Annotated in this window: 21 protein-coding genes; 8 read left to right on the top strand and 13 right to left on the bottom strand. The window is 73.8% G+C overall.

All coding sequences use genetic code 11. The features are described 5' to 3' along the window. Positions 1-62 precede the first annotated feature (62 nt). Positions 63-842: a class I SAM-dependent methyltransferase gene (locus tag AB0K00_RS54650; RefSeq protein ID WP_363539066.1), complete on the bottom strand. Its 780-nt coding sequence runs from the start codon at positions 840-842 to the stop codon at positions 63-65. A 41-nt stretch (positions 843-883) separates the two neighbouring features. On the opposite strand from AB0K00_RS54650, the gene AB0K00_RS54645 reads away from it, so the two are divergent. Then, positions 884-1,132: a hypothetical protein gene (locus tag AB0K00_RS54645; RefSeq protein ID WP_203852244.1), complete on the top strand. Its 249-nt coding sequence runs from the start codon at positions 884-886 to the stop codon at positions 1,130-1,132. 4 nt (positions 1,133-1,136) lie between these two features. Here AB0K00_RS54645 and AB0K00_RS54640 read toward each other — a convergent pair whose 3' ends face one another. After that, positions 1,137-1,445, bottom strand: a complete 309-nt coding sequence (locus AB0K00_RS54640; RefSeq protein WP_363539064.1) for a hypothetical protein — start codon at positions 1,443-1,445, stop codon at positions 1,137-1,139. Between the two features lie 146 nt (positions 1,446-1,591). Between AB0K00_RS54640 and AB0K00_RS54635 the strand changes: the two genes are divergently transcribed. After that, entirely contained in the window at positions 1,592-1,840 is a 249-nt protein-coding gene (locus tag AB0K00_RS54635; protein ID WP_363539062.1) for an SCO4226 family nickel-binding protein, read from the top strand. 52 nt (positions 1,841-1,892) lie between these two features. Here AB0K00_RS54635 and AB0K00_RS54630 read toward each other — a convergent pair whose 3' ends face one another. From AB0K00_RS54630 to nth, 3 genes are all read right to left on the bottom strand, one after another. After that, positions 1,893-2,189, bottom strand: a complete 297-nt coding sequence (locus AB0K00_RS54630; protein WP_363539060.1) for a hypothetical protein — start codon at positions 2,187-2,189, stop codon at positions 1,893-1,895. A 74-nt stretch (positions 2,190-2,263) separates the two neighbouring features. Further along, positions 2,264-2,713 (bottom strand): SMI1/KNR4 family protein, encoded by a 450-nt coding sequence (locus AB0K00_RS54625; RefSeq protein ID WP_363539058.1) that lies wholly within the window; start codon positions 2,711-2,713, stop codon positions 2,264-2,266. Between the two features lie 29 nt (positions 2,714-2,742). After that, positions 2,743-3,828, bottom strand: a complete 1,086-nt coding sequence (gene nth, locus AB0K00_RS54620) for an endonuclease III (protein WP_363539056.1) — start codon at positions 3,826-3,828, stop codon at positions 2,743-2,745. Between the two features lie 149 nt (positions 3,829-3,977). Between nth and AB0K00_RS54615 the strand changes: the two genes are divergently transcribed. Next, complete coding sequence (locus AB0K00_RS54615; RefSeq protein ID WP_363539054.1) at positions 3,978-4,262, top strand: hypothetical protein; 285 nt, start codon at positions 3,978-3,980, stop codon at positions 4,260-4,262. Positions 4,263-4,347: 85 nt separating this feature from the next. On the opposite strand, the gene lon is transcribed toward AB0K00_RS54615, so the two are convergent. Together lon and AB0K00_RS54605 are read right to left on the bottom strand one after the other, a co-directional pair. After that, entirely contained in the window at positions 4,348-6,654 is a 2,307-nt protein-coding gene (gene lon, locus AB0K00_RS54610) for an endopeptidase La (protein WP_363539052.1), read from the bottom strand. Positions 6,655-6,699: 45 nt separating this feature from the next. Continuing rightward, on the bottom strand, positions 6,700-7,923 hold the full coding sequence (locus AB0K00_RS54605; RefSeq protein WP_363539050.1) for an FAD-dependent monooxygenase: 1,224 nt from the start codon (positions 7,921-7,923) through the stop codon (positions 6,700-6,702). A 55-nt stretch (positions 7,924-7,978) separates the two neighbouring features. Between AB0K00_RS54605 and AB0K00_RS54600 the strand changes: the two genes are divergently transcribed. The 4 genes from AB0K00_RS54600 to AB0K00_RS54585 all read left to right on the top strand — a co-directional run bounded on the left by AB0K00_RS54600 (position 7,979) and on the right by AB0K00_RS54585 (position 11,797). Further along, positions 7,979-8,551 (top strand): TetR/AcrR family transcriptional regulator, encoded by a 573-nt coding sequence (locus AB0K00_RS54600; protein ID WP_363539048.1) that lies wholly within the window; start codon positions 7,979-7,981, stop codon positions 8,549-8,551. Beyond that, positions 8,548-9,711 carry an MFS transporter gene (locus AB0K00_RS54595; protein WP_363539046.1) on the top strand — a complete coding sequence of 388 codons (1,164 nt, stop codon included), beginning with the start codon at positions 8,548-8,550 and terminating at the stop codon, positions 9,709-9,711. The genes AB0K00_RS54600 and AB0K00_RS54595 overlap by 4 nt, the downstream gene beginning before the upstream one ends. A gap of 82 nt (positions 9,712-9,793) precedes the next feature. Next, positions 9,794-11,392, top strand: a complete 1,599-nt coding sequence (locus AB0K00_RS54590) for a methyl-accepting chemotaxis protein (protein ID WP_363539044.1) — start codon at positions 9,794-9,796, stop codon at positions 11,390-11,392. Between the two features lie 39 nt (positions 11,393-11,431). Continuing rightward, on the top strand, positions 11,432-11,797 hold the full coding sequence (locus AB0K00_RS54585) for a hypothetical protein (protein WP_363539042.1): 366 nt from the start codon (positions 11,432-11,434) through the stop codon (positions 11,795-11,797). 101 nt (positions 11,798-11,898) lie between these two features. Here the strand turns inward: AB0K00_RS54585 and AB0K00_RS54580 are convergent, their stop codons facing one another. Beyond that, positions 11,899-12,648 carry a protein phosphatase 2C domain-containing protein gene (locus AB0K00_RS54580; protein WP_363539040.1) on the bottom strand — a complete coding sequence of 250 codons (750 nt, stop codon included), beginning with the start codon at positions 12,646-12,648 and terminating at the stop codon, positions 11,899-11,901. 222 nt (positions 12,649-12,870) lie between these two features. Here AB0K00_RS54580 and AB0K00_RS54575 point away from each other — a divergent pair, with 222 nt between their 5' ends. Next, positions 12,871-13,512, top strand: a complete 642-nt coding sequence (locus AB0K00_RS54575; protein ID WP_363539038.1) for a hemerythrin domain-containing protein — start codon at positions 12,871-12,873, stop codon at positions 13,510-13,512. Here AB0K00_RS54575 and AB0K00_RS54570 read toward each other — a convergent pair. From AB0K00_RS54570 to AB0K00_RS54550, 5 genes are all read right to left on the bottom strand, one after another. Continuing rightward, positions 13,493-16,939: a BTAD domain-containing putative transcriptional regulator gene (locus tag AB0K00_RS54570; protein WP_363539036.1), complete on the bottom strand. Its 3,447-nt coding sequence runs from the start codon at positions 16,937-16,939 to the stop codon at positions 13,493-13,495. The two genes, AB0K00_RS54575 and AB0K00_RS54570, sit on opposite strands and share 20 nt — an antisense overlap. A gap of 2 nt (positions 16,940-16,941) precedes the next feature. Beyond that, positions 16,942-17,880 (bottom strand): ribose-phosphate pyrophosphokinase, encoded by a 939-nt coding sequence (locus AB0K00_RS54565; protein WP_363539034.1) that lies wholly within the window; start codon positions 17,878-17,880, stop codon positions 16,942-16,944. Positions 17,881-17,958: 78 nt separating this feature from the next. Beyond that, positions 17,959-19,212, bottom strand: a complete 1,254-nt coding sequence (locus AB0K00_RS54560; protein ID WP_363539032.1) for a glutamate-cysteine ligase family protein — start codon at positions 19,210-19,212, stop codon at positions 17,959-17,961. A 702-nt stretch (positions 19,213-19,914) separates the two neighbouring features. Beyond that, positions 19,915-20,394 (bottom strand): CAP domain-containing protein, encoded by a 480-nt coding sequence (locus AB0K00_RS54555; RefSeq protein WP_363539030.1) that lies wholly within the window; start codon positions 20,392-20,394, stop codon positions 19,915-19,917. Between the two features lie 194 nt (positions 20,395-20,588). Continuing rightward, on the bottom strand, positions 20,589-21,743 hold the full coding sequence (locus AB0K00_RS54550) for a hypothetical protein (RefSeq protein WP_363539028.1): 1,155 nt from the start codon (positions 21,741-21,743) through the stop codon (positions 20,589-20,591). Positions 21,744-22,001: the final 258 nt, after the last annotated feature.

Below are 22,001 nucleotides of genomic sequence, written 5' to 3'. Positions count from 1 at the left end.
CTCCTGCGGCAGCGGCGGGTGTGCTTCTCCACACAAACTATCCCCGGCCCCCCAACGACCGTTCACTCACTGCCGTTCCGGTGTGGTTTGGAGCACTCGATCAGGTACCTGGTGGTGCGCGCGACGAACGGCCCCTCCGCCTGGATCCGCTCGTGCAGGGCCAGCAGCGGCTCGCGGTACGCGGCCACGGTGAACCCCGGCACGATCCAGATCACCTTGCGCAGGAACACCGCGACGGCGGCGACGTCGTGGAACTCCATCCGCAACGTCACCTCCCGCAGGTCCTCCACCCGCAGCCCGGCCGCCTCGGCGCCGGCTGCCGCCGTCGCGGGCAGCCGGCCCTGGTTGACCGGGGTCGGGCCGAGCATCGCCTCGGTGACCTCGTGCGCGGTGCCGACCCCGACGTGCTGGGCGAGGTAGGTGCCGCCGGGCCGCAGCACCCTGGCGAGCTCCGGCCAGACCGCGACCACCGGGTGCCGGCTGCTGACGAGGTCGAACGTGCCGGCGTCGAACGGCAGCGGGCCCTCGTCGGCGACGTGGGCGACCGTCGCGCCGTACGGTGCCAGGGCCTGCCTGGCGAGCGCGACGTTCGGCGCCCACGACTCGGTGGCGGCGAGGACCCCGGGGACGGTCCCGGCGCGGCGCAGCGCCCACGCGACGACCTCACCACCGCCCGTCTGCACGTCCAGGGCCGCGCTCACGGTGCGGTAGCGCGACGCGAGCAGGTCGGCGTACCCCCACGGCGGGCGCTCCTCAGTCGCGCGGCCCTCGAACCAGGAGAAGTCCCAGCCCTCGACCGGCACTGACGCGCCCTCGGCCAGCAGAGCCTCGAAGTCAGCCATGACGCGATTGCACCTTCCGTTGTCGGGGCATCACTGAGTGCATGACGATCATTCCGCAGACGCAGGTGTTGTGGCTGGCCACGGCCGCCGACGACGAGATCCAGGCCGGCCGCGTCATCGGCTGGCAGACCGAGCACGTGCAGCCGGTGCCGCTGGTCGCGTGGACCGACGAGACGGGGCTGCTGAGCCGGGTCGGCACGCCGGTGAACCCGGTCGTGTGGCTCGGCGACACCCGCGGCGAGGTGGTGGAGTCCGCGCAGCGCGAGACCCGCCAACCCGCCCTGAGATAGGCCGTCAGGCGACGGTGCGCAGCCGCTGCGTCGCGTCGCGCACGATCTCGGCGAACGGCTCGACCAGGTCGGGCCGCTGCGCCATGAGGTCGTCGAGCCGGACCCGCCACATCCCGGTCTCCAGCGCGGCGGCCTCGTAGCCATACGCCGCGACGAGCCGGTCCCGGCACTGCATCACGAGCTGCCCGAACGGCGGCCCCGCCTGTGCGTTGAGCCAGTTGGCGAACCACACGGCCCAGTCGCGGTCGGCGCACGCCCGCACGATCAACCGGGCGCCGTCCCAGGCGACGCGCTGCACGTGGGGTGTCGGCATGCGTCAATGCTGCGCCGATCTCGGCGGACAACGCAACCCCTCGCGCTCCTCGGTGGTCTTCGTAGGTCGAAGCACCGATGCCCGGCATCGTCCTACGCCGCCACCATCCACGTCGACCCGATTTCGGCGTACGAAGGAGCGACACGATGGCGCAGTTCATGGACGTGCACAGCGGATTCGTCGGCGTGCGTGCCGAGCAGCTCAAGGAGGCCCACGAGGCGGACCTGGCGATCGAGGCGGAGGAAGGCGTGCACTTCGAGCGGGCCTGGCTCGACCCGGAGTCCGGCAAGGTCTTCTGCCTGTCGACCGGCCCGAGCAAGGAGGCCGTCATGCGGGTCCACGAGCGGGCCGGCCATCCCGTCTCGGAGGTCTACGAACTGACCGTGGAGGTCTGAACCGGCCCGCGAACCGGCCGGCGGTGCTCGTGAAGGCCGGGGGGCTCGACGATCACCGCCGGCCGGCCCGTTCGTCGTCGTGCCAGCGCTGGAACAGCTCGCGCTTGCCGGCGGCCCGTTCGGCGACCTCGTCGGCGATGCCGTTGGCGGCGGTGAGGTAGCCGATCGCGGCGAGCAGGTCGCCGCACTCCTCGATCAGGCGCACCCGCAGGTCGGAGCCGTCGTAGTGGGCGGGCTCCCCGGCCGTGGCGACCAGCTTCCCGACGACCTGGAGCAGCTCACCGGCCTCCTCGGCGGTCTTCGCCAGCCCGGGCCACACCTCGGCGCCGATGCCGAACGGGGCGGTCATGACGCGGTGCCGGGCGGTGTCGTGACGCGGTGCCGGGCTGTTGGAGGGCGCACGTCGCACATCATGCCGGTCGGTCACCGCCCGACGCGCAGGCCCTCCAGGGCGGCGAACTCCAGGAAGTCCCGGGCGGCCGGTTCGACGGCGCCGTCCTCGTGGTACCGGAAGCTGACCGCGTTGTCGCAGATCCCGTCGCGGACCACGAAACCCCAGTAGTCGCCGGTCCCGACCGGGGCGACGGCCACGAACCCGGAGCCCGGCTCGTTGGCGCCGAGCAGCGTCTCGACCCAGCGGCGCCCCTCGTCGGCGGGCAGCAGCTCGACGAACAGGAACCGGCCGGCGCCGTATCGCAGCAGAAACCGCCGGTACTGCTCCGGCAGCCGCACTCCGAGCCACCGCTCGACCCGCGTCAGGTCCGCCTCGGTGGCCCGCCAGTGGTCGAACACGGCGACGTCGCCGTCGCGCTCCTGCGCCGCATACCGCCGCAACGCCTGCTCCAGCAGGGCGTCGAACTCGGCGAATTGCACCGAAGCAGTCTGCCACCGCCGGCCCGTGCCTACTTCAGCAGGGCGCGGGCCTTCTCCGGGTCGAGCTCGCCCTTGCCGTCCAGACCGACCGACGGGCACTCCTCCGCCAGGGGGCAGGCGCCGCACGCCGGCTTGCGGGAGTGGCAGGTGCGCCGGCCGTGCAGGATCAGCAGCAGGTTGACCGACACCCAGTCCTTGCTCTCGAACAGCGCCCCGACGCCGGTCTCGGTCGCCTCGCCGTCCTTCTCCGGCGCCCAGGAGAGCCGGTGCGCGACCCGGCTGACGTGCGTGTCGACGGAGATCGCGGGCACGGCGAACGCGTTGCCCAGCACCATGTTCGCCGTCTTCCGCCCGACCCACGGCAGCTCGACGAGCTCCTCGAACGTCTGCGGCACCTCCCCGTCGTGCCGCTCGACGAGCACCTCGGCGAGCTTCATGACGTTGCGGGTCTTCGCCCGGTAGTACCCGACGGGCACGAGGATCTGCTCCATCTCCGCCGGGTCGGCGCCGGCCAGGTCGGCGGCGGTCGGGTAGCGCTTGAAGAGCACCGGGGTGACCAGGTTGACCCGCTCGTCGAGGGTCTGCGCGGCGAGCACGGCGGCGACGAGCAGTTGCAGCGGCGACTCGAAGTCCAGTTCGAGGGCGGCGTCCGGGTAGCGGGTGGTGAGCAGCCGCAGGATGCGCCGGGCCTTGCGGGTCTGTTCCAGGTCGGGGGCGGCCAGCGCGGCCAGCGCTGCCGCCGCGGCGGCGGCCTTGGCGGCGGCGGCCTGCTTCGCGGGGGACACCTGCTTCGCCGCGGCGGCCTTCTTCGTGACGGCCTTCTTCGCCGCGCCGGCCTTCTTCGCCACGGCAGCCTTCGCAGGAGCGGCAGCCTTCGTTGTCGCGGCGGCGGTCTTCTTCGTGGCGGCAGCAGCGTTCTTCGTCGCGACGGCGGCCTTCTTCGTCGCGACGGCGGCGGCCTTCGCGGGAGCCGCGGCCTTCGCGGGAGCCGCCTTCTTCGCCGCGGTGGCCTTCGCGGGAGCGGCCTTCTTCCCTGCGGACGCTTTCGCCGGAGTCATCTCCGCCGCTGCGGTGGTGGGTTCGGCGGCTGCTGGGGTCCTGTTGCGGCTCGGCACGGTGACGAGCCTACGTCGCCGAGGCGCCCGCCGACGTCCGCCTCGCGGGTGCCCCGGAACGCGGCCGCCGCTCGCCGGTGACCGCGGAACAGGCGCCGCCCGGCTCACTCGCGATGCTACCGTCGGCGATCCGCGCCGAAGGAGTACCGATGCCGAAGAAGCAGGTGCCGCGGACCCGTGCGGCGCTCCAGGCCGTCCCGCCGGGGCACCGCCTGTACCGCGTCACGATCAACGTCCTGGTCAACCCGGCGGAGCTCGACGCGCTCACCGGCCGGCTCGTCGACGCCCTGTGCCCCGACGCGTCGCACGAGGGTGACTGCCCGGACCCGTGGTCGATGATCACCACGGACGCCCGGTCCTACGACCGCCGCGCGCAGCGCCGCATGCTGGAGCTGATCCGCACGACCAACCCGCCGCCCGACTACCCCGAGTAGCAGGGACGACGAGACCCGCCGCCCGGGGAACGGGCGGCGGGTCCGCAAGGGCCGGCAAGGGCCGGCAAGGGCCGGCAAGGGTCGGTCAGGCGGTCGGGACCAGGGTTGAGACGTCGGCGGGGCGCAGGGCCAGGGCGAGGACGTCGGCGACGTCGGCGAGGGCGTGCACGGTCAGCTGGGACCGCACCTCCTCCGGCAGGTCGTCGAGGTCGGGCTCGTTGCGCTTCGGGATGATGACCTCGGTGAGGCCGGCCCGGTGCGCGGCGAGGAGCTTCTGCTTGACCCCGCCGATCGGCAGGACCCGGCCGGCGAGGGTGACCTCACCGGTCATGCCGAACTCGGGGCGGACCGGCCGGCCGGTGGCCAGGGACGCCAGGGCGGTGACCATCGTGATGCCGGCGCTGGGGCCGTCCTTCGGGACCGCGCCCGCCGGGACGTGCAGGTGGATGCGGCGGGCGGCGAGCTCGTTCGGGTCGATGCCGAGGCGCCGGCCGTTGGAGCGCAGGTAGGACAGTGCGATGTGCGCCGACTCCTTCATGACGTCGCCGAGCTGGCCGGTCAGGGTCAGGCCGGGGTCGCCCTCCATCGAGGTCGCCTCGATGAAGAGCACGTCGCCGCCGGCGCCGGTGACGGCGAGGCCGGTCGCGACGCCGGGGACGGCGGTGCGCTCGGCCGACTCCGGGGTGAACCGGGGCCGTCCCAGATACTTGACCACGTCGTCGACGTGGACCGGGGTGCCGTCGAAGGCGACCGCGACCTTGCGCAGGACCTTCGCCAGGGCCCGCTCCAGCTGCCGGACGCCCGCCTCGCGGGTGTGCTCGCCGGCGATCGCGCCCAGGGCGAGATCGCTGATCGTGACCTCGTCGGCGCGGAGGCCGGCGCGGTCGAGCTGCCGGGGCCACAGGTGGTCCCGGGCGATGGCGACCTTCTCCTGCTCGGTGTAGCCGTCCAGGGTCACCAGCTCCATGCGGTCCAGCAGGGGGCCGGGGATGGTGTCCACCACGTTGGCGGTGGCCAGGAAGAGCACGTCGGACAGGTCGAGGTCGACCTCGAGGTAGTGGTCGCGGAACGTGTGGTTCTGCGCGGGGTCGAGGACCTCGAGCAGGGCGGCGGCCGGGTCGCCGGCGTAGCCGACGGCGAGCTTGTCGACCTCGTCGAGGAGCACGACCGGGTTCATCGAACCGGCCTCGCGCAGCGCGCGGACGATCCGGCCGGGCAGCGCCCCGACGTAGGTGCGGCGGTGGCCGCGGATCTCGGCCTCGTCGCGGATGCCGCCGAGGGACACCCGGACGAACTTGCGGCCCAGGGCCCGGGCGACGGACTCGCCGAGGCTGGTCTTGCCGACCCCGGGAGGGCCGGCGAGGGCGAGCACGGCACCGGAGCCGCGGCCGCCGACGATCTCCTTGCCCAGCGCGGCGCGCCGGTTGCGCACGGCGAGGTATTCCAGGATGCGGTCCTTCACGTCGGCCAGGCCGGCGTGGTCGGCGTCGAGGATCGCGCGGGCCTCGGCCAGGTCGGTGTTGTCGGTGGTGCGCACGTCCCACGGCATCTCCAGGACCGTGTCGAGCCAGGTGCGGATCCAGCCCGCCTCCGGCGACTGGTCGCTGGCCCGCTCCAGCCGGTCGACCTCGCGCACCGCCGCCTCGCGGACGACGTCCGGCAGGACGGCCTCCGAGACGCGGGTGCGGTAGTCGGCGGAGCCGGACGGCTCGTCCTCGCCGAGCTCCTTGCGGATCGCGGCGAGCTGCTGGCGCAGCAGGAACTCGCGCTGGGTCTTCTCCAGGCCCTCGCGCACGTCATGGTTGATCTTCTCGTTGACCTGCTGCTCGGCGGCGTGGGCGCGGGCCCACTCGACCAGCAGCTCGAGCCGGGCGGTGACGTCGGTCGCGCCGAGGAGCTGGATCTTCTGCGAAAGGGTGAGCCACGGCGCGTAGCCGGCGGAGTCGGCGAGCTCGGACAGGTCCGTCATCCGTTCGACGGTGTCGATGACCTGCCACGCGCCGCGCTCCTGGAGCACGCCGATGACCAGCGCCTTGTACTCCCGGGCCAGCTCCTTCGCCCGGCCGGCCGGGGCCGGCTCGTCGAGCAGGGTGGCCTCGACCCACAGTGCCGCGCCGGGGCCGGGGACGCCGGCGCCGATGCGGGCCCGGGACACGCCGCGCACGACGGCGGCGGGCTCGCCGCTGGGCAGCCGGCCGACCTTCTCGAGGACGGCGACGACGCCGAACGAGCCGTATTCGCCGTCGACGCGCGGGACGGCGAGGACGCGCTTGTCACCGGCCGAGCGCGCCGCGTCGACGGCAGCCTGCGTGGTGGCGTCGAGCGTGACCGGGATGACCATGCCAGGGAGCAGGACGTCGTCGGTCAGGGGAAGAACCGGAAGAGTAGCCATGTCAGACACCTGCCATCAGTGTGGGTTGAGCGTGCCAGGCTTAAGTTACAAAACGTTCCCTCTGTTCCCGGAAAGGTCCCGCGTGTGACCCAGGCCACCGTAGTCGGGCAGGTCGAAGGCGGTCGCGGTGCGGGTCGCAAGGTGCCTGAACAGGTGTTTCACCGGCGGCAGGTAGCGGATCGTGCGGAAGAACCGGTCCCGCTGGGCGATCTTCTTCTCGGTCGAGGGAACCAGGAAGTCCGAGCTCCCAGACGCCTGTTTCTGGCAGGTGGCGACGTAGGGGCGCAGGCGCTGCTCGTACACCTCGAACGCCCGCTCGAACGGCAACCTTCCCAGTTCACCGGCCAGGACGTGGGCCCCGACGACCGCGAGGCCGGTGCCGTTGCCGCCCGGGCCACCCGCGTAGCCGGCGTCGCCCAGGAGCACCACGCGGCCGTGTGACCAGCGCTCCATCCGGACCTGCGTGGTGGAGTCGAACCAGAAGTCGGGCGCGGTGCGCATGGCTTCGAGCAGGCGCGGCACCTTCCAGCCGGTGCCGGCGAACGCGTCGGCGACGATGCGCCGCTGCTGCTCGACGTCGCGCCGGTCATGCTCCAGCCCGTCGGCGGTGAAGACCCCGTCGGCGGTGAAGAAGAGGGAGATGACCGCCTTCTCCGGGTTGATCCCGCCGATCGTGACGGTGCGGCGGGGCTCGTTGTACATCAGGCCCGCGCGATCCAGGCCGAACTCGTTGGCCATCGTGAAGATGCAGCCGTACACCCCGAGGGAGCGCTGCGGCACCGGGCCGAACACCAGGTCGCGGACCTTCGAGTTGACCCCGTCCGCGCCGACGACCAGGTCGAACCGGGCGGGTGCGCCGCGCTCGAACGTGACGTCGACGCCGTCCGCGTCCTGGGTGATGGTGGCGATCGAGTCGCCGAAGACGTAGTCGACGTGCTCGCGGGTCGCGGCGTAGAGCACCTCGCCGAGGTCGCCGCGCAGCAGCTCGAGGTCGCCGCTGAAGATCGCGGACGGCAGGGTGGCCTTGACCGCGCCGGCGCGGTCGACGATCGCGATGTCGCCCATGTGGGTGGCCCGGGCCCGCATGGCGTCGAGCAGGCCCATCCGCCGCAGGACCTCCAGGTGGACCTTGCCGCGGAAGTCCACCGCGTAGCCGCCGCCGCGCAGCGTGGGAGCGCGCTCCACGACGGTGACGCGGTGGCCGGCGCGGTGCAGCCAGAGGGCGAGGGAGGGGCCGGCGACGCTGGCGCCGGAGATCAGGATGTCCATGACACGGAAATATACGTTCGTCTTATACGTTTGTATAGACCCTAGGATCTGGACCATGGGACATCGCGAAGACCTTCTCGACGGCGCCGTGCGCTGCATCTACGAGAAGGGCTACGGGCGGACCACCGCCCGCGACATCGTCGCCGCGTCCGGCACCAACCTCGGCTCGATCGGCTACCACTACGGCTCCACCGAGGCGCTGCTCAACGCAGCCCTGGAGAAGGCCCTCGAGGACTGGGGCACGCAGCTGGCCACCGCGCTGCTGGCCACCAACGCCGACGGACTGCAGGGCCTGGCGCGCTTCGAGGCGTACTGGAACAGCGTCATCGCCTCGATCGCCGGGCACCGGCCCGCGTTCATGGCGTCCTTCGACGCGTTCCTGCAGATGGAGCACGCGCCCGCGATCCGCGCCATGATCACCGAAGGGATGCAGGACGCGCGCGGGCTGTGGGCGTCGGTGTTCCACAACGTCGACATCGCCACCGAGCCGCAGAAGGCGTTCCAGCTCGGCTCGTTCTACCAGGCCCTGATCAGCGGCGTGCTCACCCAGTGGCTGATCGACCCGGCCAACGCCCCGACCGGCCACGACCTGGCCGAGGCGCTGCGGATGATCGCCGACACACTGTGAAACGGCACGTCGGCGGCATCCTGCTGCTGGGCGCCATCGGCCGGGCGCCGCTGACGTCGGTCGGGCCGCTCGTCGCGGACATCCGAAGCTCGCAGCACCTGTCGGGGGCGGCCGCCGGGCTGCTCACGACCCTGCCGCTGCTCGCGTTCGCCGGCTTCTCCCCCGTGGCGCCGCTGGTCGCCCGGCGGATCGGCCTGGAGCGCGCCCTCGGCCTGGCCGTCGTCGTCCTCGCCACCGGGATCGCGGTGCGCTCCACCCCGGTTCCCGTGGCGCTGTGGCTCGGCACGGCGGCGGTCGGCGCGGCGATCGCCGGGTTCAACGTGCTCCTGCCCAGCCTGGTCAAACGCGACCACCCGGCGCGGGTGGCGCAGCTGTCCGGCGGCTACTCGGCGACGCAGAGCGTGGTGGCGGCCGTCGCCTCCGGCACGGCGGTGCCCCTCGCGGCGCTCGCCGGCGGCTGGCGGGCGGCCCTCGCCTGCTGGGTGGCACTGGTCGCGGTGGCCGCCCTCGCCTGGCTGCCCCGCATGCTGCACCCGCGGCCGGCCCCTCCCGGCGGCGGCGCCACGGCCGGCGGCGCCGGCCGGCCACCCTGGCGGACCGCGCTCGCCTGGCAGGTGACGGTCTTCATGGGGCTGCAGTCCATGGCGTTCTACGTGCTCATCACCTGGCTGCCGTCCCTGGAACGCGACCACGGCATCCCGGCGCAGGCGGCCGGCTGGCACCTGTTCGCATACCTCGCCGCCGCCGTCGCCGCGAACCTCGTGACGCCGGTCGCCCTGCACCGGATGCGGGACCAGCGGCTGGTCGGGCTCGCCGGGGTCGCGTGCATCGGGTTCGGCATCGCCGGGCTGCAATGGCTGCCGTGGACCACGGCGTGGACGCTGGTCTCGGTCGTGGTGGCCGGCTTCGGCGCGGGCGGGGTCCTGGTCGTGTGCCTGTCGCTGTTCAGCCTCCGCACCCGGAACCACGCGCAGGCCGCGGCGCTGTCCGGGATGGCGCAGACCATCGGGTACACGGTCGCCGCCGCGGGGCCGGTCCTGTTCGGCGCCCTGCGCGACGGCAGCGGCTCGTGGACGCTGCCCATGGCGGTCCTGTGCGCGCTGACGGCGGTCATGGCGGTGTTCGCCGTCCTGTCCGGCCGGGCCCGCTTTGTCGCCTGATGCGGCAGCTGTACAGGTAGTGCTCAGCTCCCCCTCGACGCGACCGATAGGAGCAGTCGAAGAGCTAACAGGGGGTTGTCCGGTGGGTTCGTCGCAGGGGCGGTTCGCCTCGCTCAAGGTGCGTCACAACATCATGATCGCCGTCGCCGTCGCTGGTCTCGTGGCCGCCGCGGTCGGCGGGATCGGCCTGGTCAAGATCTCCGACGTCGCCGACAGCGCGAAGGAGATGTACACCCGCGCGCTGCTGCCCGCGGCCGACGCCGCGGACCTACGGGCTGCGGTGTGGCAGTACCGCTTCTACGGCATCGGCGCGAACACCATCACCGACCCGGCATCCCGCGCGCAGTTCAGCCAGTCGCGGGACCAGGCGGCGACACGGGTCGACGCGGCGGCGAAGCAGTTCGCCGCCCGTGACATCGACGCCGCCCAGCGGGCCGCGATCGACCGGTTCACCACCACCTGGGCCGAGTACACCGCGGTGCTCCTGCAGGGCCAGCAACTCATCGCGGCCGGCAAGGCCGCCGAGGGCCAGGCGCTGCTCACCCAGAAGGGATCACCGAAGGCGGAGGAGGCGGTCAAGCACCTCAGCACCCTCGCCGAGGTATCCCGCACCACCGCGGAGGCCCGGCTCGCCGACGCCAACGAGGCCCGCGACCAGGCCAGGGTGCTGGTCGCCGTGGTCCTCATCGGCGGGCTGATCCTCGCAATCGCCGTCGCGATGCTGCTGGCCCAGGCGATCCTCAAGCCGCTGCTGCAGGTCCGTGACGTGCTGACCGCCGTCGGTGAGGGCGACCTGACGCGGGAGACGCAGTTCACCGCGGACAACGAGCTCGGGCAGATGGCCGCGGCACTGAGCCGGGCGACGACCCGGATGCGCAACGCGGTGCGGACCCTGGCGAGCAGCAGCACGAGCCTCGCCAGCCGCGCCGACGAGCTGCAGAACGCCAGCCGCGGCCTCGCCGACGGCGCCGAACGCACCGCCGGCGAGGTGTCGAAGATCAGCGGCTCGTCGCACGAGGTCTCCAGCAGCGTCCAGGCGGTCGCGTCCGGCGCGGAGGAGATGAACGCCTCGATCCGCGAGATCGCGGTCAGCACCTCGGAGGCGGCGTCCGTGGCCGGTCAGGCCGTCGACGCGTCCGCCGCCGCGGAGCAGATCATGGTCCGGCTCGGCTCGTCGTCGGCGGAGATCGGCGACGTCATCAAGGTGATCACGTCGATCGCGGAGCAGACGAACCTCCTGGCGCTCAACGCGACCATCGAGGCGGCCCGCGCGGGCGAGGCCGGCAAGGGCTTCGCGGTCGTCGCCGGCGAGGTCAAGGACCTGGCGCAGGAGACCGCGAAGGCCACGGAGGAGATCGGGCAGCGGGTCCGCGCGATCCAGACCGACACGTCCAGCGCCGTCGAGTCGATCTCGGAGATCGCCCGGGTGATCGGCCGGATCAACGAATACCAGACCACGATCGCCTCGGCGGTCGAGGAGCAGAGCGCGGTCACGACCAGCATGGCGGGCGACCTGAACGTGGCCGCCAGCGGCGCGGACCGCATCAACGGCGGCATCGGCGAGGTCGTGCACGCCGCCGACAACACGATGCACGGCGCCCAGGCGACCCGCACCGCGGCCGCCGAGCTGACCACCATGTCGGAGGAGCTCCGGGCGATCGTCGGCGGCTTCAAGCACTGACCGCGCCGTGCGTCAGGGCCGTGCGTTAGGTTGGTCGGCGTGGATGATCAGCTGCCGTGCCGCCTGCGGGTCGCGGGTGACGTGTTCGACCTGGCCGGCCCGCCGGCCGCCCTGCGCGACCTGGCCGGGCGGCTGCGGGCCGCCGGTGACGTGTTCGAGCAGCGCATCCGCAACGGCGCGCTGGTCCAGCAGCGCGGCGACGGCGCGATCGCCGTGCAGCTGCGCGGCGGCCCGGCGCTGCACGTCAGCGGCTCCAGCGACGCCCTCGCGGTGCTGTGGGCGGCCCTGGAGGTCGTCGCCGACGAGGCCGACGCCGCCCCGGACGCGGACGGCCCGGCATCGCACCGGCACGTCGAGGCGCTCACGGTGACCGCCGAGCGCCCCGCGCCCGACCTGGTCATCTGAGGCGTTTTTGGTCCGTGGATGCCGGGCTGCGACGGCGCCCAACGCCTCGCCCCGGCTGCCCCGGATCGGCCCAGCCAGGCGCTGGAACCACGCCTCAGGCCTCAGTAGACCTTGACGACGACGGCCGTGGCGTTGTCGCGGCCGCCGGCCTCCAGCGACGCCGCGACCAGCGCCGAGGCCATCGCGTCCGGCGGCGCGCCCGAGCTCAGCGTGCGCTCCAGGAGCTGATACGGCACCTGCTCGGCGATCCCGTCAGTGCACAGGCAGTAGACGTCGCCGGGGAACATGGTGACGCTCAGCACGTCGGGCTCCGGCAGGCCCGGATGGCCGATGAAGCGGTGCAGCTGGTAGCGGGCCGCCTCCGCCTGCGGGGAGTCCGCCGGATACCAGCCGTGCACGGCACCGAGCCACGCCTCGGTGTGGTCGATGGTGAGCAGCTCCAGCAGCCCGCCGCGCAACCGGTACACCCGGGAGTCGCCGATCTGCGTGACCCAGGCCCCGGTGGCGTCGGCGACGAGCGCCGTCAGTGTGCAGCCGGTCAGCTCCCGCAGGGACTTGCCGGCGGCGCGGACCTGCCGCTGCGCGTCGGCGACCGCGGCGAACAGCGGCGGCGGCGCGAACGGCCCCCGGTGCTCCTGCACCGCGGTGGTGAAGATGTCCACGGCGGTCCGCCCGGCGGTCCGGCTGCCCTCGCTGGCGCCCATGCCGTCGGCGACGACCGCGCACAGCCCGGGGCGGCGCTGCAGCTCAGCGGTGTGCAGCACGTCGAAATTGGCCGGATACCGCCGGCCAATTTCGGTGGCGGTGCCGACCTGCAAGCGGCGCCCGGCGCCCTGGACCTCGATCGTCATCGACGTGAGCGTAACCCGGACGGCCCCAGAAGGTGACCCGGGTTCATGTGCCGGAAACCTCACCGCCGACCCACGGCCGAAACTTGCACAACCTCCGTATTCATGCGGCTGCGCACCGTGTCCGGTCGGGTCGCCCGGAGCGGCGGCAACCCGGCTTTAAGTGGCGACCAAGTGGGGCGGGTTGTGCTCGGGGTCGAACATCTGACCTGAGGAGAGAACACCGTGCCGAACCTTGTTGGGATCACTGTCAACCACCGGTCGATGCGTGGGGACGCGCACCGGTTCGCGGCGCTGCTGCGGGACGTCGCCGACGGTGTCACGCCGAGCACGCCGACGCGGGCCACGGCCGTCGCCGCCTACCTGGAGACGCTCTGCGACGGGATCCACCACCATCACCAGGCCGAGGACGACGTGCTGTGGCCGGTGCTGGAGGCGAGCGCGGGTGCGGAGGTCGACCTGCGGGAGCTCACCGACGACCACCGGCAGCTCGACCCGCTGCTCGACGCGATCCGCCGGGACGCCGCGACCCTGGCCGCGGCGCCGCACGACCGGGCCGCCGCGCACCGGCTGGCGGACCTGCTCGGGACGCTGCGGGACCTGCTCGACGAGCACATCGAGGACGAGGAGCGCACCGTGTTCCCGGTGATCCAGCGGTACGTGTCCGACGCCGACTGGGCCAAGGTGGAGGCCGCCGTGCGCAAGGGCGGGAAGATGGGCTTCGAGCTGCCGCGCATCGAGCGCTACGCGACGCCCGCGGAGCTCGCCGAGCTCAAGCGCCTGGCCGGGCCGGTGCTGCGGGTGCTGCTCACGGTGACCCGCCGCGGGTTCGCCCGGCGGGAGGCGGTCATCTTCCCGGCGGGTTGAGCCATGGCTTCGCACCGGTGGCGGCGGCCAGCGCGTTGCCTGCCGCCCGGTGCGCGGACGCCGCGGCGGTGTCGCCGAGCACGTCGGCGAGGTCGGCGAGGACCAGGTCCACCGGCGGGCCGATCAGGGAGCCACTGGCCAGCCCGACGAACTGCCCCGCCCACGGCAGCAGTGCCGCGTACAGGTCGCGGGCGTGCGGCTCACTGCGCAGGGCGGCGGCGTTCAACCCGCGCAGGCCGGTCCACGCCAGCCAGTAGTAGTCCTCGCGGACCGCAACGGCGTCCGGCGACCAGAGGGCCGCGGCCTCCTGCACCCGGCCGCCGTCCAGCAGGGCCCGGACCATGTAGTCGTTGAGGGCGTCGGGGAGCCGCTCGTGCACCGGCCGCAGCATCGGCAGCAGCGTGTGGGTCGTGCCGGCGGCGAGATGCACGAAGAACACCCCGGCGACCCCGACGAGGGCGGCGTTCGGCTGGCCGGTGCGGGCGATGCGGGCCGACAGCTGCGTGTAGAGCCGTTCGGCGGTGGCGAGGTCGCCGGCGAACACGGCCCGCACGGCGGCGAACAGCGCCATCACCGACAGCGCCACGCCGAGCTGGCCGGCGGTGGCGTGCCGGACGGCCCGGTCGACGTGGTCCTGCGCGGCGGTGAGGTCGTTGCGTTCGAGGGCGACCTGGAACAGCACGTGGTGCGCCTGCGCCTGGAACTGTACGAGCCCCGCCGCCGTCGCGACCTCCAGCAGCCGCGCGCCGACGGCGGGCAGTTCGCGCCGGCGGGCCGGGTTGAGCACGGCGAAGTAGCGGGCGTTCAGGGCGTGGCAGCGCAGCAGCGGGTCGTCGCCGGCGAGGGTGAGGGCCTCGGCGCTGGCCGCGTCGCAGCGCTCCAGGTCGTCGCCCTCCAGCTCGTAGACCAGCGCCACCAGCAGCCGGCACCGGGTCGCCGCGTCGGCCACGCCCGAAGCCGCGTCGGCCGCGCCCGAAGTTGCAGCCAGTGCCGCTTCCAGCGCCGCGACGAGCTCGGTGTCCACGGCCCGGTCGGCGCGGATCGTCCAGGCGACCGGCGCGTCGTACGCGGTGAGCGCCGCCCCCGCCGGTACCCCGGCGAGCCCGGCCGCCACCAGAGCCTCGGCCCGCGCGGCCCGCGCGGCGAGCACGTCACCGGCGTTGGCGAGCGCGGACGTCAGCCCGCACAGCAGGTCGTGGCGCAGCACCGGCGGCAGCGGGCCGGCCTCCAGCGCGCCACGGAACAGGGTCGCCGCCTCGCGGTGCGCGTACAGGCCGGCCGCCTGCCGGGCCGCCGCGGCGGCATACCCGGCGGCCGTGGGCGCGGTCGCCGGGGTGGCCGCGGCGAGGGCGTGGTGGCCGAGCGCGGCGACGTCCACAGACCTCAGGGACTCCAGCGCGGCGAGGACCCGGGCGTGCAGCCGGCGCCGGCGCAGCAGGGGCATGTCGTCGTACAGCACGTCGCGCAGCAGCGCGTGGGTGAACCGGACCCGGCCCGCCGCCGGTTCCTCGAGGAGCCCCGAGACCACGCCGGCCTCCAGCGCGTCGAGCACCGCGTCCTCACTGGACCCGTCGGCCGCGACGAGCAGGTCGATGTCGACGTCGCGGCCGAGGACGGCGGCGTGCCGCAGCACCGTCTGCGCCGGCGCGGGCAGCCGGGTCAGCCGCCGCCGCAGCACGTGCCCGATCCCGGACGGGATGGCCCGCACCGCGCTGTCGGCGCCCTCGGCGGAGACCAGCCGGGCCGTCTCGGTGAGGAACAACGGGTTGCCGCCGGTCCGCTCGACCACCACGTCGACGGCGTCCTCCGGCACCCCGAACCCGCGCAGCAGCGCCCCGGCGGCGTCCGGGTCGAGCCCGCCGAGCTCGACGTCGACGGCGCGGTGCCCGGCGAGGGCGGCCCGGACCGGGTCCAGGTGCGGCCGGGACTCGCCGGGCCGGTGGGTGGCGACCAGCAGCAGCGGCCGGTCCGCGACCGCGACCGCGACGTGCCGCAGCACCTGCAGCGTCTCCCCGTCGGCGCGGTGCACGTCGTCGAGCACGACCAGCAGCGGCCCGAACCCGGCGAGGTGCTCCCCGACGGCCTGCGCGAGCGCGAACTGCCCACCACCGGCCGACTCGCCGCGGGCCTCGGGGTCCAGCAGCGGCGCGAGGCGGGCGTCCGCCGCGGCCTCGTCGGGCGGCAGGGCCCGCAGCACCTCGCTCCACGCCCACGCCGGCGGCGCGCCGTCCACCTCGGGGCACCTCCCCCACGCGACCCGCCAGCCGAGCCCCGCCGCGAACATCCGCAGCAGCGTCGTCTTCCCCGCGCCCGCCTCCCCGCCGACCCACACGACCCGCAACCCGTCGCGCACCACCTCCTCGGCCACCCGGCCGAGGGTCGCGAGTTCCTGTTCGCGCCCGAAGCTCTTCGCGTTTGCGTCGGCGCCAGGGTTACCGCGGTGCCCCTCCGACGGGTCGGTGCCAAATACCGGGCCGGATGCGTCAGTGCCCGGTGTCGCCTCCCGCCATGGCCCGTCCGGTGCGCCGGCCGGCGAGGAAGGTCCACCCGCCCCGCTGAGGACCGGATCAGGCGAGGAAGCCCCGCCGCCCACCCCGCCACCGAGGACCGGCTCGGGCGACGGACCCTGTCGCGACCGCCCTGCGTCGAGGTGCGGCGCCTGGGCGAGGACGTCCGCCTCCAGTGCCCGCAGCCCCGGCCCCGGGTCCACGCCGAGCTCCGCCACGAGCCGCTCCCGCGCCCCACGCAGCACCGCCAGGGCGTCACCCTGCCGGCCGGCCGCGTACAGCGCCGAAGCCAGGAGGTGCACCGCCTCCTCGCGCAGGGGGTGGGCCTGGACGTGCCGCTCCAGGGCCGGCACGACGAGCGCGGCCCGGCCGAGGCGCACCGCGACCCGCCCGCCCGCCTCGACGCACGCGAGCCGCAGCTCCTCCAGCCGTCCCGCCTCCGGCACCGCCCAGGGTTCGTCGGCGAACTCCGCGTACGCCGGGCCGGCCCACACGGCCAGGGCCTCCCGCAGCAGCGGGTCGGCGCGGGCCGGGTCCCGCTCCGCGATGGTGCTGCCGTCGCGGAGCAGCGCCTCGAACCGCCACGCGTCGACGTCACCCACCGGCAGGTGCAGCGCGTACCCCGGTGCCGCGGTCACCAGCACGCTCGCCGGGGTGCGGGGTGCCCTGCCAGGTTCCAGGACGCGGCGCAGGTTCGACACGTACACCTGCAGGGCGGCGAGGGCCTTCGGTGGCGGTACACCATGCCAGAGGTCGTCGATGAACCTGTCGGTCGGCACGACGTGCCCGCCGGCCGCGACGAGCCGGGCCAGCACCGCCCGCTGCCGCGGCCCGCCGAGGTCCACCGGCCGCCCGCCGATCCCGGCGCGCATCGGCCCGAGGACTGCGACGACGGGCGTGCCGGCCTGCGCTGTCGCCAAGGTCAGTGGAACAGCGAGCTGACCGACTCGCCGTTGTGGATGCGGCGCATCGCCTCGGCCATCGCCGGGGCGATCGACAGCAGGCGCAGCTTGGGGACCCATTTCGCCTTCGGGATCGGCACGCTGTTGGTGCAGACGATCTCGAGCACGTCCGGCTGGGCGGCGAGCCGGTCCAGGGCGCCGTCGGTGAACAGCCCGTGCGTGCACGCGACCCTGATGCTCGCCACGTTGCGCTCGCGGAGCCGGTCGATGAGCTCGATCACGGTGCTGCCGCGGGCGATCTCGTCGTCCAGGACGATGACGTCCTTGCCCTCGATGTCACCGATGACGGCGCTGATCACCACGCGGTCGTCGCTGAAGCGCTGCTTGGCGCCGGCGGCCACCGGTACACCCAGCATCCGGGCGAACGCGGAGGCCGCCTTCGCGTTGCCGAGGTCGGGCGACACGACCACGCTGTTGGTCAGGTCAAGGCCGCGGAAGTGCGTGGCGAGCTCGCGCAGCGCGTGCAGGTGGTCGACGGGCACGCTGAAGAACCCGTGCACCTGCGGGGAGTGCAGGGTCAGCGTCAGCACCCGGGACGCGCCGGCGGCGCTGAGCAGGTCGGCGACGAGCCGCCCGCCGATGGAGATGCGCGGCTCGTCCTTCTTGTCGGAGCGGGCGTAGGCGTAGTGCGACATGACGACGGTCGTGCGGGCCGCCGACGCGCCCCGGGCCGCGTCGAGCATGAGCAGCAGCTCGACGAGGTGCTCCTGGACGGGCGGGACGAGAGGCTGGATGAGGAACACGTCCCGCTCGCGGCAGTTGGCCTGCAGCTGCACCTCGAGACAGTCGTTGGCGAAGCGGTCGACCCGCACGGGCAGCAGCGGCACCTCCAGCTGGGTGCAGATCTCCTCCGCCAGCTCGGGGTGTGCGCTGCCACTGAACACGGCGATGTCCCGCACTGGCTTGGCTCCTAGCTGTGGTCGTGCGCGAGGGTCGTCACGCCCTTGATACCACACCTTTGTCGCCGCGCCCGCGTCTCATCCGCCGGCCCCGACGCGGACCTTCCGGCGCTGTTCGCGGCGGTCCTCGGCTGGGCAGGAGCCGCGGGCGACATACCGGTCGGTGAACTCCGCGACCGCGTCACGCACCGTGAGCGGCGCACCCTGCCGTCGCAGGACTTCACCCGCGACGGTGAAACATTGCAGCGCCGCGGCGGCCAGCGCCGGGTCGGCGAGCCCCTCGCGGGCGGCGCCGACCCAGTCGCGGTGCCGTCGCAGCGGGGAGCGCAGCGGCTCGGTCGCCGCGGCGGCCACCTCGGCGCCCTGCGGGTCGTCGAGCAGGGCGGTGACGACCGCGACCGGGACGACCCAGCCGTCGCCGGGCTGCTGGTCGATCATCCGCAGCTCCAGGTAGCCACGGGGGCGCACGGGCGGGACGAGGGTGCCGAGGTGCCGCTCGAGGTCCTCCAGGGTGACCGGGCGGGGGCCGTGGCCGCGCAGCCAGGCCCGCATCGTCAGCCCCGCCGGCACGTGCCAGCGGTCGGGGCCGGCGACCATAGCGACCTTCGCGGCCAGGGCATAGCGGGACCAGGCGGCGCGGGGGTCGTCGTCGCGGCGCGGTGCCCGGGTGCGGCTGGCGTCGGTGCCGAAGCGCAGGCCCTGCCGGTGCGACACCCAGCGCCGGCCCGACTTCGAGCGGTGCGGCGAGTTGGCGAACGCGGCCATGACCACGGGGCCGATCGCGTCGGCGAGCCACCAGCGGCGCTTGTAACCGTCCCAGTCCGTGTCGTCGTCGCTGCCGGCGTCCAGGCACACCTGGATCGAGGCGGAGTTGCACATCACCTCGAGCCCTTTCGGCCCGGACCGGTCGTGATACTCGGCGAGCGCCACGTATCGCGGGTGTTCGGTGACGAGCAGTGGCGCCCGGACGTCGTCGAGGCCGGTGCCGTCCAGGACCATGCCGTGGTTGGCGAGGACGGCCCGGACCAGGGCGAGGTCGCGGGCGAGGGCGGCGACGCAGTCGGCCATCGACGCGCCGACCGCGGAGGACAGCTCCAGCTGACCGCCGGGCTCGATCGTGACGCCGCTGCCGCCGGGCAGCGGGTTGCCGAGGTGGGCGAGCAGCCCGAGCAGGCGTTCCGGTTCGGGTCGGTGCATCGGCTTGCTCAGGTCCCGCACGCAGTACTCCAGCTCGACACCGACGCGACCGACGGGCCCGACCCGGAACCCGGCGGCGGCCACATACGCGGCGGCGGTGGCCTCGGTGAGGATGGCGGAAGTCGTGTCGTTCACGGCGGGCCTCCCGGAAGAAGGGTGCGAACTACCCAGGGTGGTGATGCAGGTGACGTTGTGACGCTCGAAGCGGCGGGTGCCGTTGTCCGAGCCGCGAACGGCCGCGGCTGTGCCCGGCGGGTCGACGCGGTGCGGAATGCTCAAAAGTGCGCGGCTCACGGTGTCGTGCGGCGGGACGTGCGGGTGGGGCAGGGTGCTTCGGCGGGCGCCGGGTTGCGGGTCCGGCGGGGTGCATTCCATTAGGCGGTCCGGCGCCCGTTCTGTCCAGCCCACCTGGGCAACACGTGGTGAACCCTGGCTGTGAACTGGCTGAATCCCGCAAGATCTGCGGAGGCCCTGCTTCCGTAATGCAGATCTTACGGTGCGTGCCAATTCCGCCGCCGGGCCTGAACTAGATCGACAGCCATGGTTTTATGGTCGTTTTCCCACGACGATTCCATGGCGTTTGGAGGAAGTACGTCAGGCCTATTCCGGCCGAGCACGCCGGCTCACTGCCCGGCGCGATGCGCCTGCAGGAAATGATCGCGAAATACGACGCGGACGAGATCGGGATCGACACGCTGCCCGCCGCGATTCGATCACCCGGATGGAGGCCATCGGTTCTTCCGGCCTCGGCAGTCCTGGCATTGAAAACGACGGCGTTCCCGCGGGCGGTCGTCGGTGCCCGCGGGAACGCCCGCCCGTCCTGCGCCTCCAGCGTGTTCAGCGTGGGCTGGCGAAGTCCTGGGTCCAGTACGGCACACCCCGGCCGTTGTACGCCACTGCCACCCCGACGTTGCGGAACCGGCAGTTGAGGATGTTCGCCCGGTGGCCAGGGCTGGACATCCAATCGCCCATGACCTCACCGGCGCTGCGCTGGCCCCAGGCGATGTTCTCGCCGTATGACGACCACCGGTAACCGACCGAGTTCACCCGGGATCCGGGAGAGCTCCCGCCCGGCGACCCGTGGGAGAAGTAGCCGCGGCCCGCCATGTCCCTCGAATGCAGCCACGCGGCGTAGCTCAGCCGCGGGCTCAACGTGACCGGGCCGCAGCCCGCCCGCGCGCGTGCGTTGTTGGTCAAGGCGACCACGCCGCGCACGACGCCGTAGTCGGCTGCGAACGCCGGCACGGCCTGGACCGCAGTCCCTGCCGCGACGGCGCCCGCCACCACGGCGACGGCGACACCCTTCCGGATTCCCATCTCACCTCCACGAAGTAGGGCAGATGAGCCGAAGCTAAAGGATTGCCCTCGTGCTGACCGCAATCTGACAAAACTCGCATTTTCGGTCTGCCGATGCGCTACGACACGCTCAGCGCCTCCGCCTTTCGGCGGCCCGCAGTCACCCGATCGGGTGACCCCGGCCGGAACCGTGCAGTCCAGAAGGCGTCTGGGTTTCACGCTTCCACCGGCCCGTCCGTGGCGGTGCGGACGCGGTCCGTGCCGACGCCGGCGTCCCGGACGCGGGCCACGGTCGCGGCGACCATGGCCGCGTCACCGGCGACGAACGCGTCGTGCCCGGTCCAGTCCTCGTGCCCCGGCGTGAAGCGGTCGCGGATCACGACGGTGCCCTCCGGGGCGAGGTCCGCGAGGCGGTACAGGTCCCGTTCCACCGCTGCCGGCCAGAACACCGTCACGGCCCGGCGGTCCCCGGCCGCCCGCAACGCGCCCAGCAGCGCCCGGACCGGCGCCACTGCGTCCCGCGCCGCCACGACCAGCAGCGGCCTGGTCGCGGGGGCGTCCGCCGCTGGTCGTGGCGGCCCGGCGGGGTGCGCCGCTGGCAGCCCGGTGGGGTGCGCCGCCGGCGGCCCGGCGGGGTCCGCTGCCGGCAGCCCGGCCGCGGGCCGTAACCGCAGCACGTCGCCGACCCCGGTCCGCTCCACGAGCTGCGTGCCCACCGGGTCCGCCCGGTGCGGGACGACGTGCAGCTCGACGACGTTGTCCACGGCCGGGACGTTGCCGACCCAGCAGCGCCGCCACCGCCCGGGCAGCCGCGCCGTCTCGACCACCGCGAGTTGTCCCGGCAGGCAGGGGTACGGCAGGTACGTCCGCACCCACACCACCGCCGCGTCCGCCCGCCGCCGCTCGTGCCCGATGACCGGCGCGCTCCACGACGCGGGCTCGTGGGCGGCGGCCGCGGCCCCGTCCGTCAGCCAGCGCGACACGAGGCGCCCCGTCGTCGCCCACGCCTCCTCCTGATCCCGGCGGACCACCACGCCGGGCGGGTTCGCCCGCAGCATGTCCACGAACAGCACCGCCAGGGTGTCGAGGAGCTGCGGCGCCACCCCGAGCTGCGCCACCACCGGCCCGAGCTCCGCACACCGCGCCGCCAGGACCTGCGGCTGGTCCACGTGCGCGACCAGCCACCCGATCGCCTCCCGCAGCACCTCCCGCTGCGCCGCCGGCTCACCCGGCAGCAACGCCCGCAGGTCGCCCGCCGGGTGCCCGCCCCGCCCCCGCTCGACGATCGCAGGAGGTGCCGTCGCCGGTTCGTGCACGAGCACCGCCGGCATCATCCGCGTCACCACCGGCGGCAATGCCTCATGCGCCACGGAGCCTGTGTGCGCGGCGCCTGGCGCTTGCGCCCCCAGCGGCACACCAGTTCCAGCCGACGGCGCAGCACCCCCCGACGACGGCCCGACGCCCCCTGGCGCCACCACGTTGCCGGGCAACGCGGGCGCTGGCGGGGGCGGCGCGGGCGCGGGCGGCGCGGGCGTCGGCGCGGGCAGGTTGCGATGCTGACTTCCGGCGGCTTCTCCGGTACTGTCCGCGTGGCGTTCTGCGCTGGCGGCGTCGTGGGAGCTTCCCCG

Source organism: Dactylosporangium sp. NPDC049525 (assembly GCF_040676755.1).
GTDB lineage: Bacteria > Actinomycetota > Actinomycetes > Mycobacteriales > Micromonosporaceae > Dactylosporangium.
Note: the sequence above shows the minus strand (reverse complement) of the source record. Positions and strands in the feature narration are given on the sequence as shown.

Bases quoted from the DNA above. Each gene is read 5' to 3' on its own strand.
- AB0K00_RS54635 (WP_363539062.1), top strand. From the start codon at position 1,592: ATGGCGCAGTTCATGGACGTGCACAGCGGATTCGTCGGCGTGCGTGCC.
- AB0K00_RS54580 (WP_363539040.1), bottom strand. From the start codon at position 12,648: ATGACGATCGAGGTCCAGGGCGCCGGGCGCCGCTTGCAGGTCGGCACC.
- AB0K00_RS54645 (WP_203852244.1), top strand. From the start codon at position 884: ATGACGATCATTCCGCAGACGCAGGTGTTGTGGCTGGCCACGGCCGCC.
- AB0K00_RS54555 (WP_363539030.1), bottom strand. From the start codon at position 20,394: ATGGGAATCCGGAAGGGTGTCGCCGTCGCCGTGGTGGCGGGCGCCGTC.
- AB0K00_RS54630 (WP_363539060.1), bottom strand. From the start codon at position 2,189: ATGACCGCCCCGTTCGGCATCGGCGCCGAGGTGTGGCCCGGGCTGGCG.
- AB0K00_RS54605 (WP_363539050.1), bottom strand. From the start codon at position 7,923: ATGGACATCCTGATCTCCGGCGCCAGCGTCGCCGGCCCCTCCCTCGCC.
- AB0K00_RS54615 (WP_363539054.1), top strand. From the start codon at position 3,978: ATGCCGAAGAAGCAGGTGCCGCGGACCCGTGCGGCGCTCCAGGCCGTC.
- AB0K00_RS54640 (WP_363539064.1), bottom strand. From the start codon at position 1,445: ATGCCGACACCCCACGTGCAGCGCGTCGCCTGGGACGGCGCCCGGTTG.
- AB0K00_RS54650 (WP_363539066.1), bottom strand. From the start codon at position 842: ATGGCTGACTTCGAGGCTCTGCTGGCCGAGGGCGCGTCAGTGCCGGTC.
- lon (WP_363539052.1), bottom strand. From the start codon at position 6,654: ATGGCTACTCTTCCGGTTCTTCCCCTGACCGACGACGTCCTGCTCCCT.
- AB0K00_RS54600 (WP_363539048.1), top strand. From the start codon at position 7,979: ATGGGACATCGCGAAGACCTTCTCGACGGCGCCGTGCGCTGCATCTAC.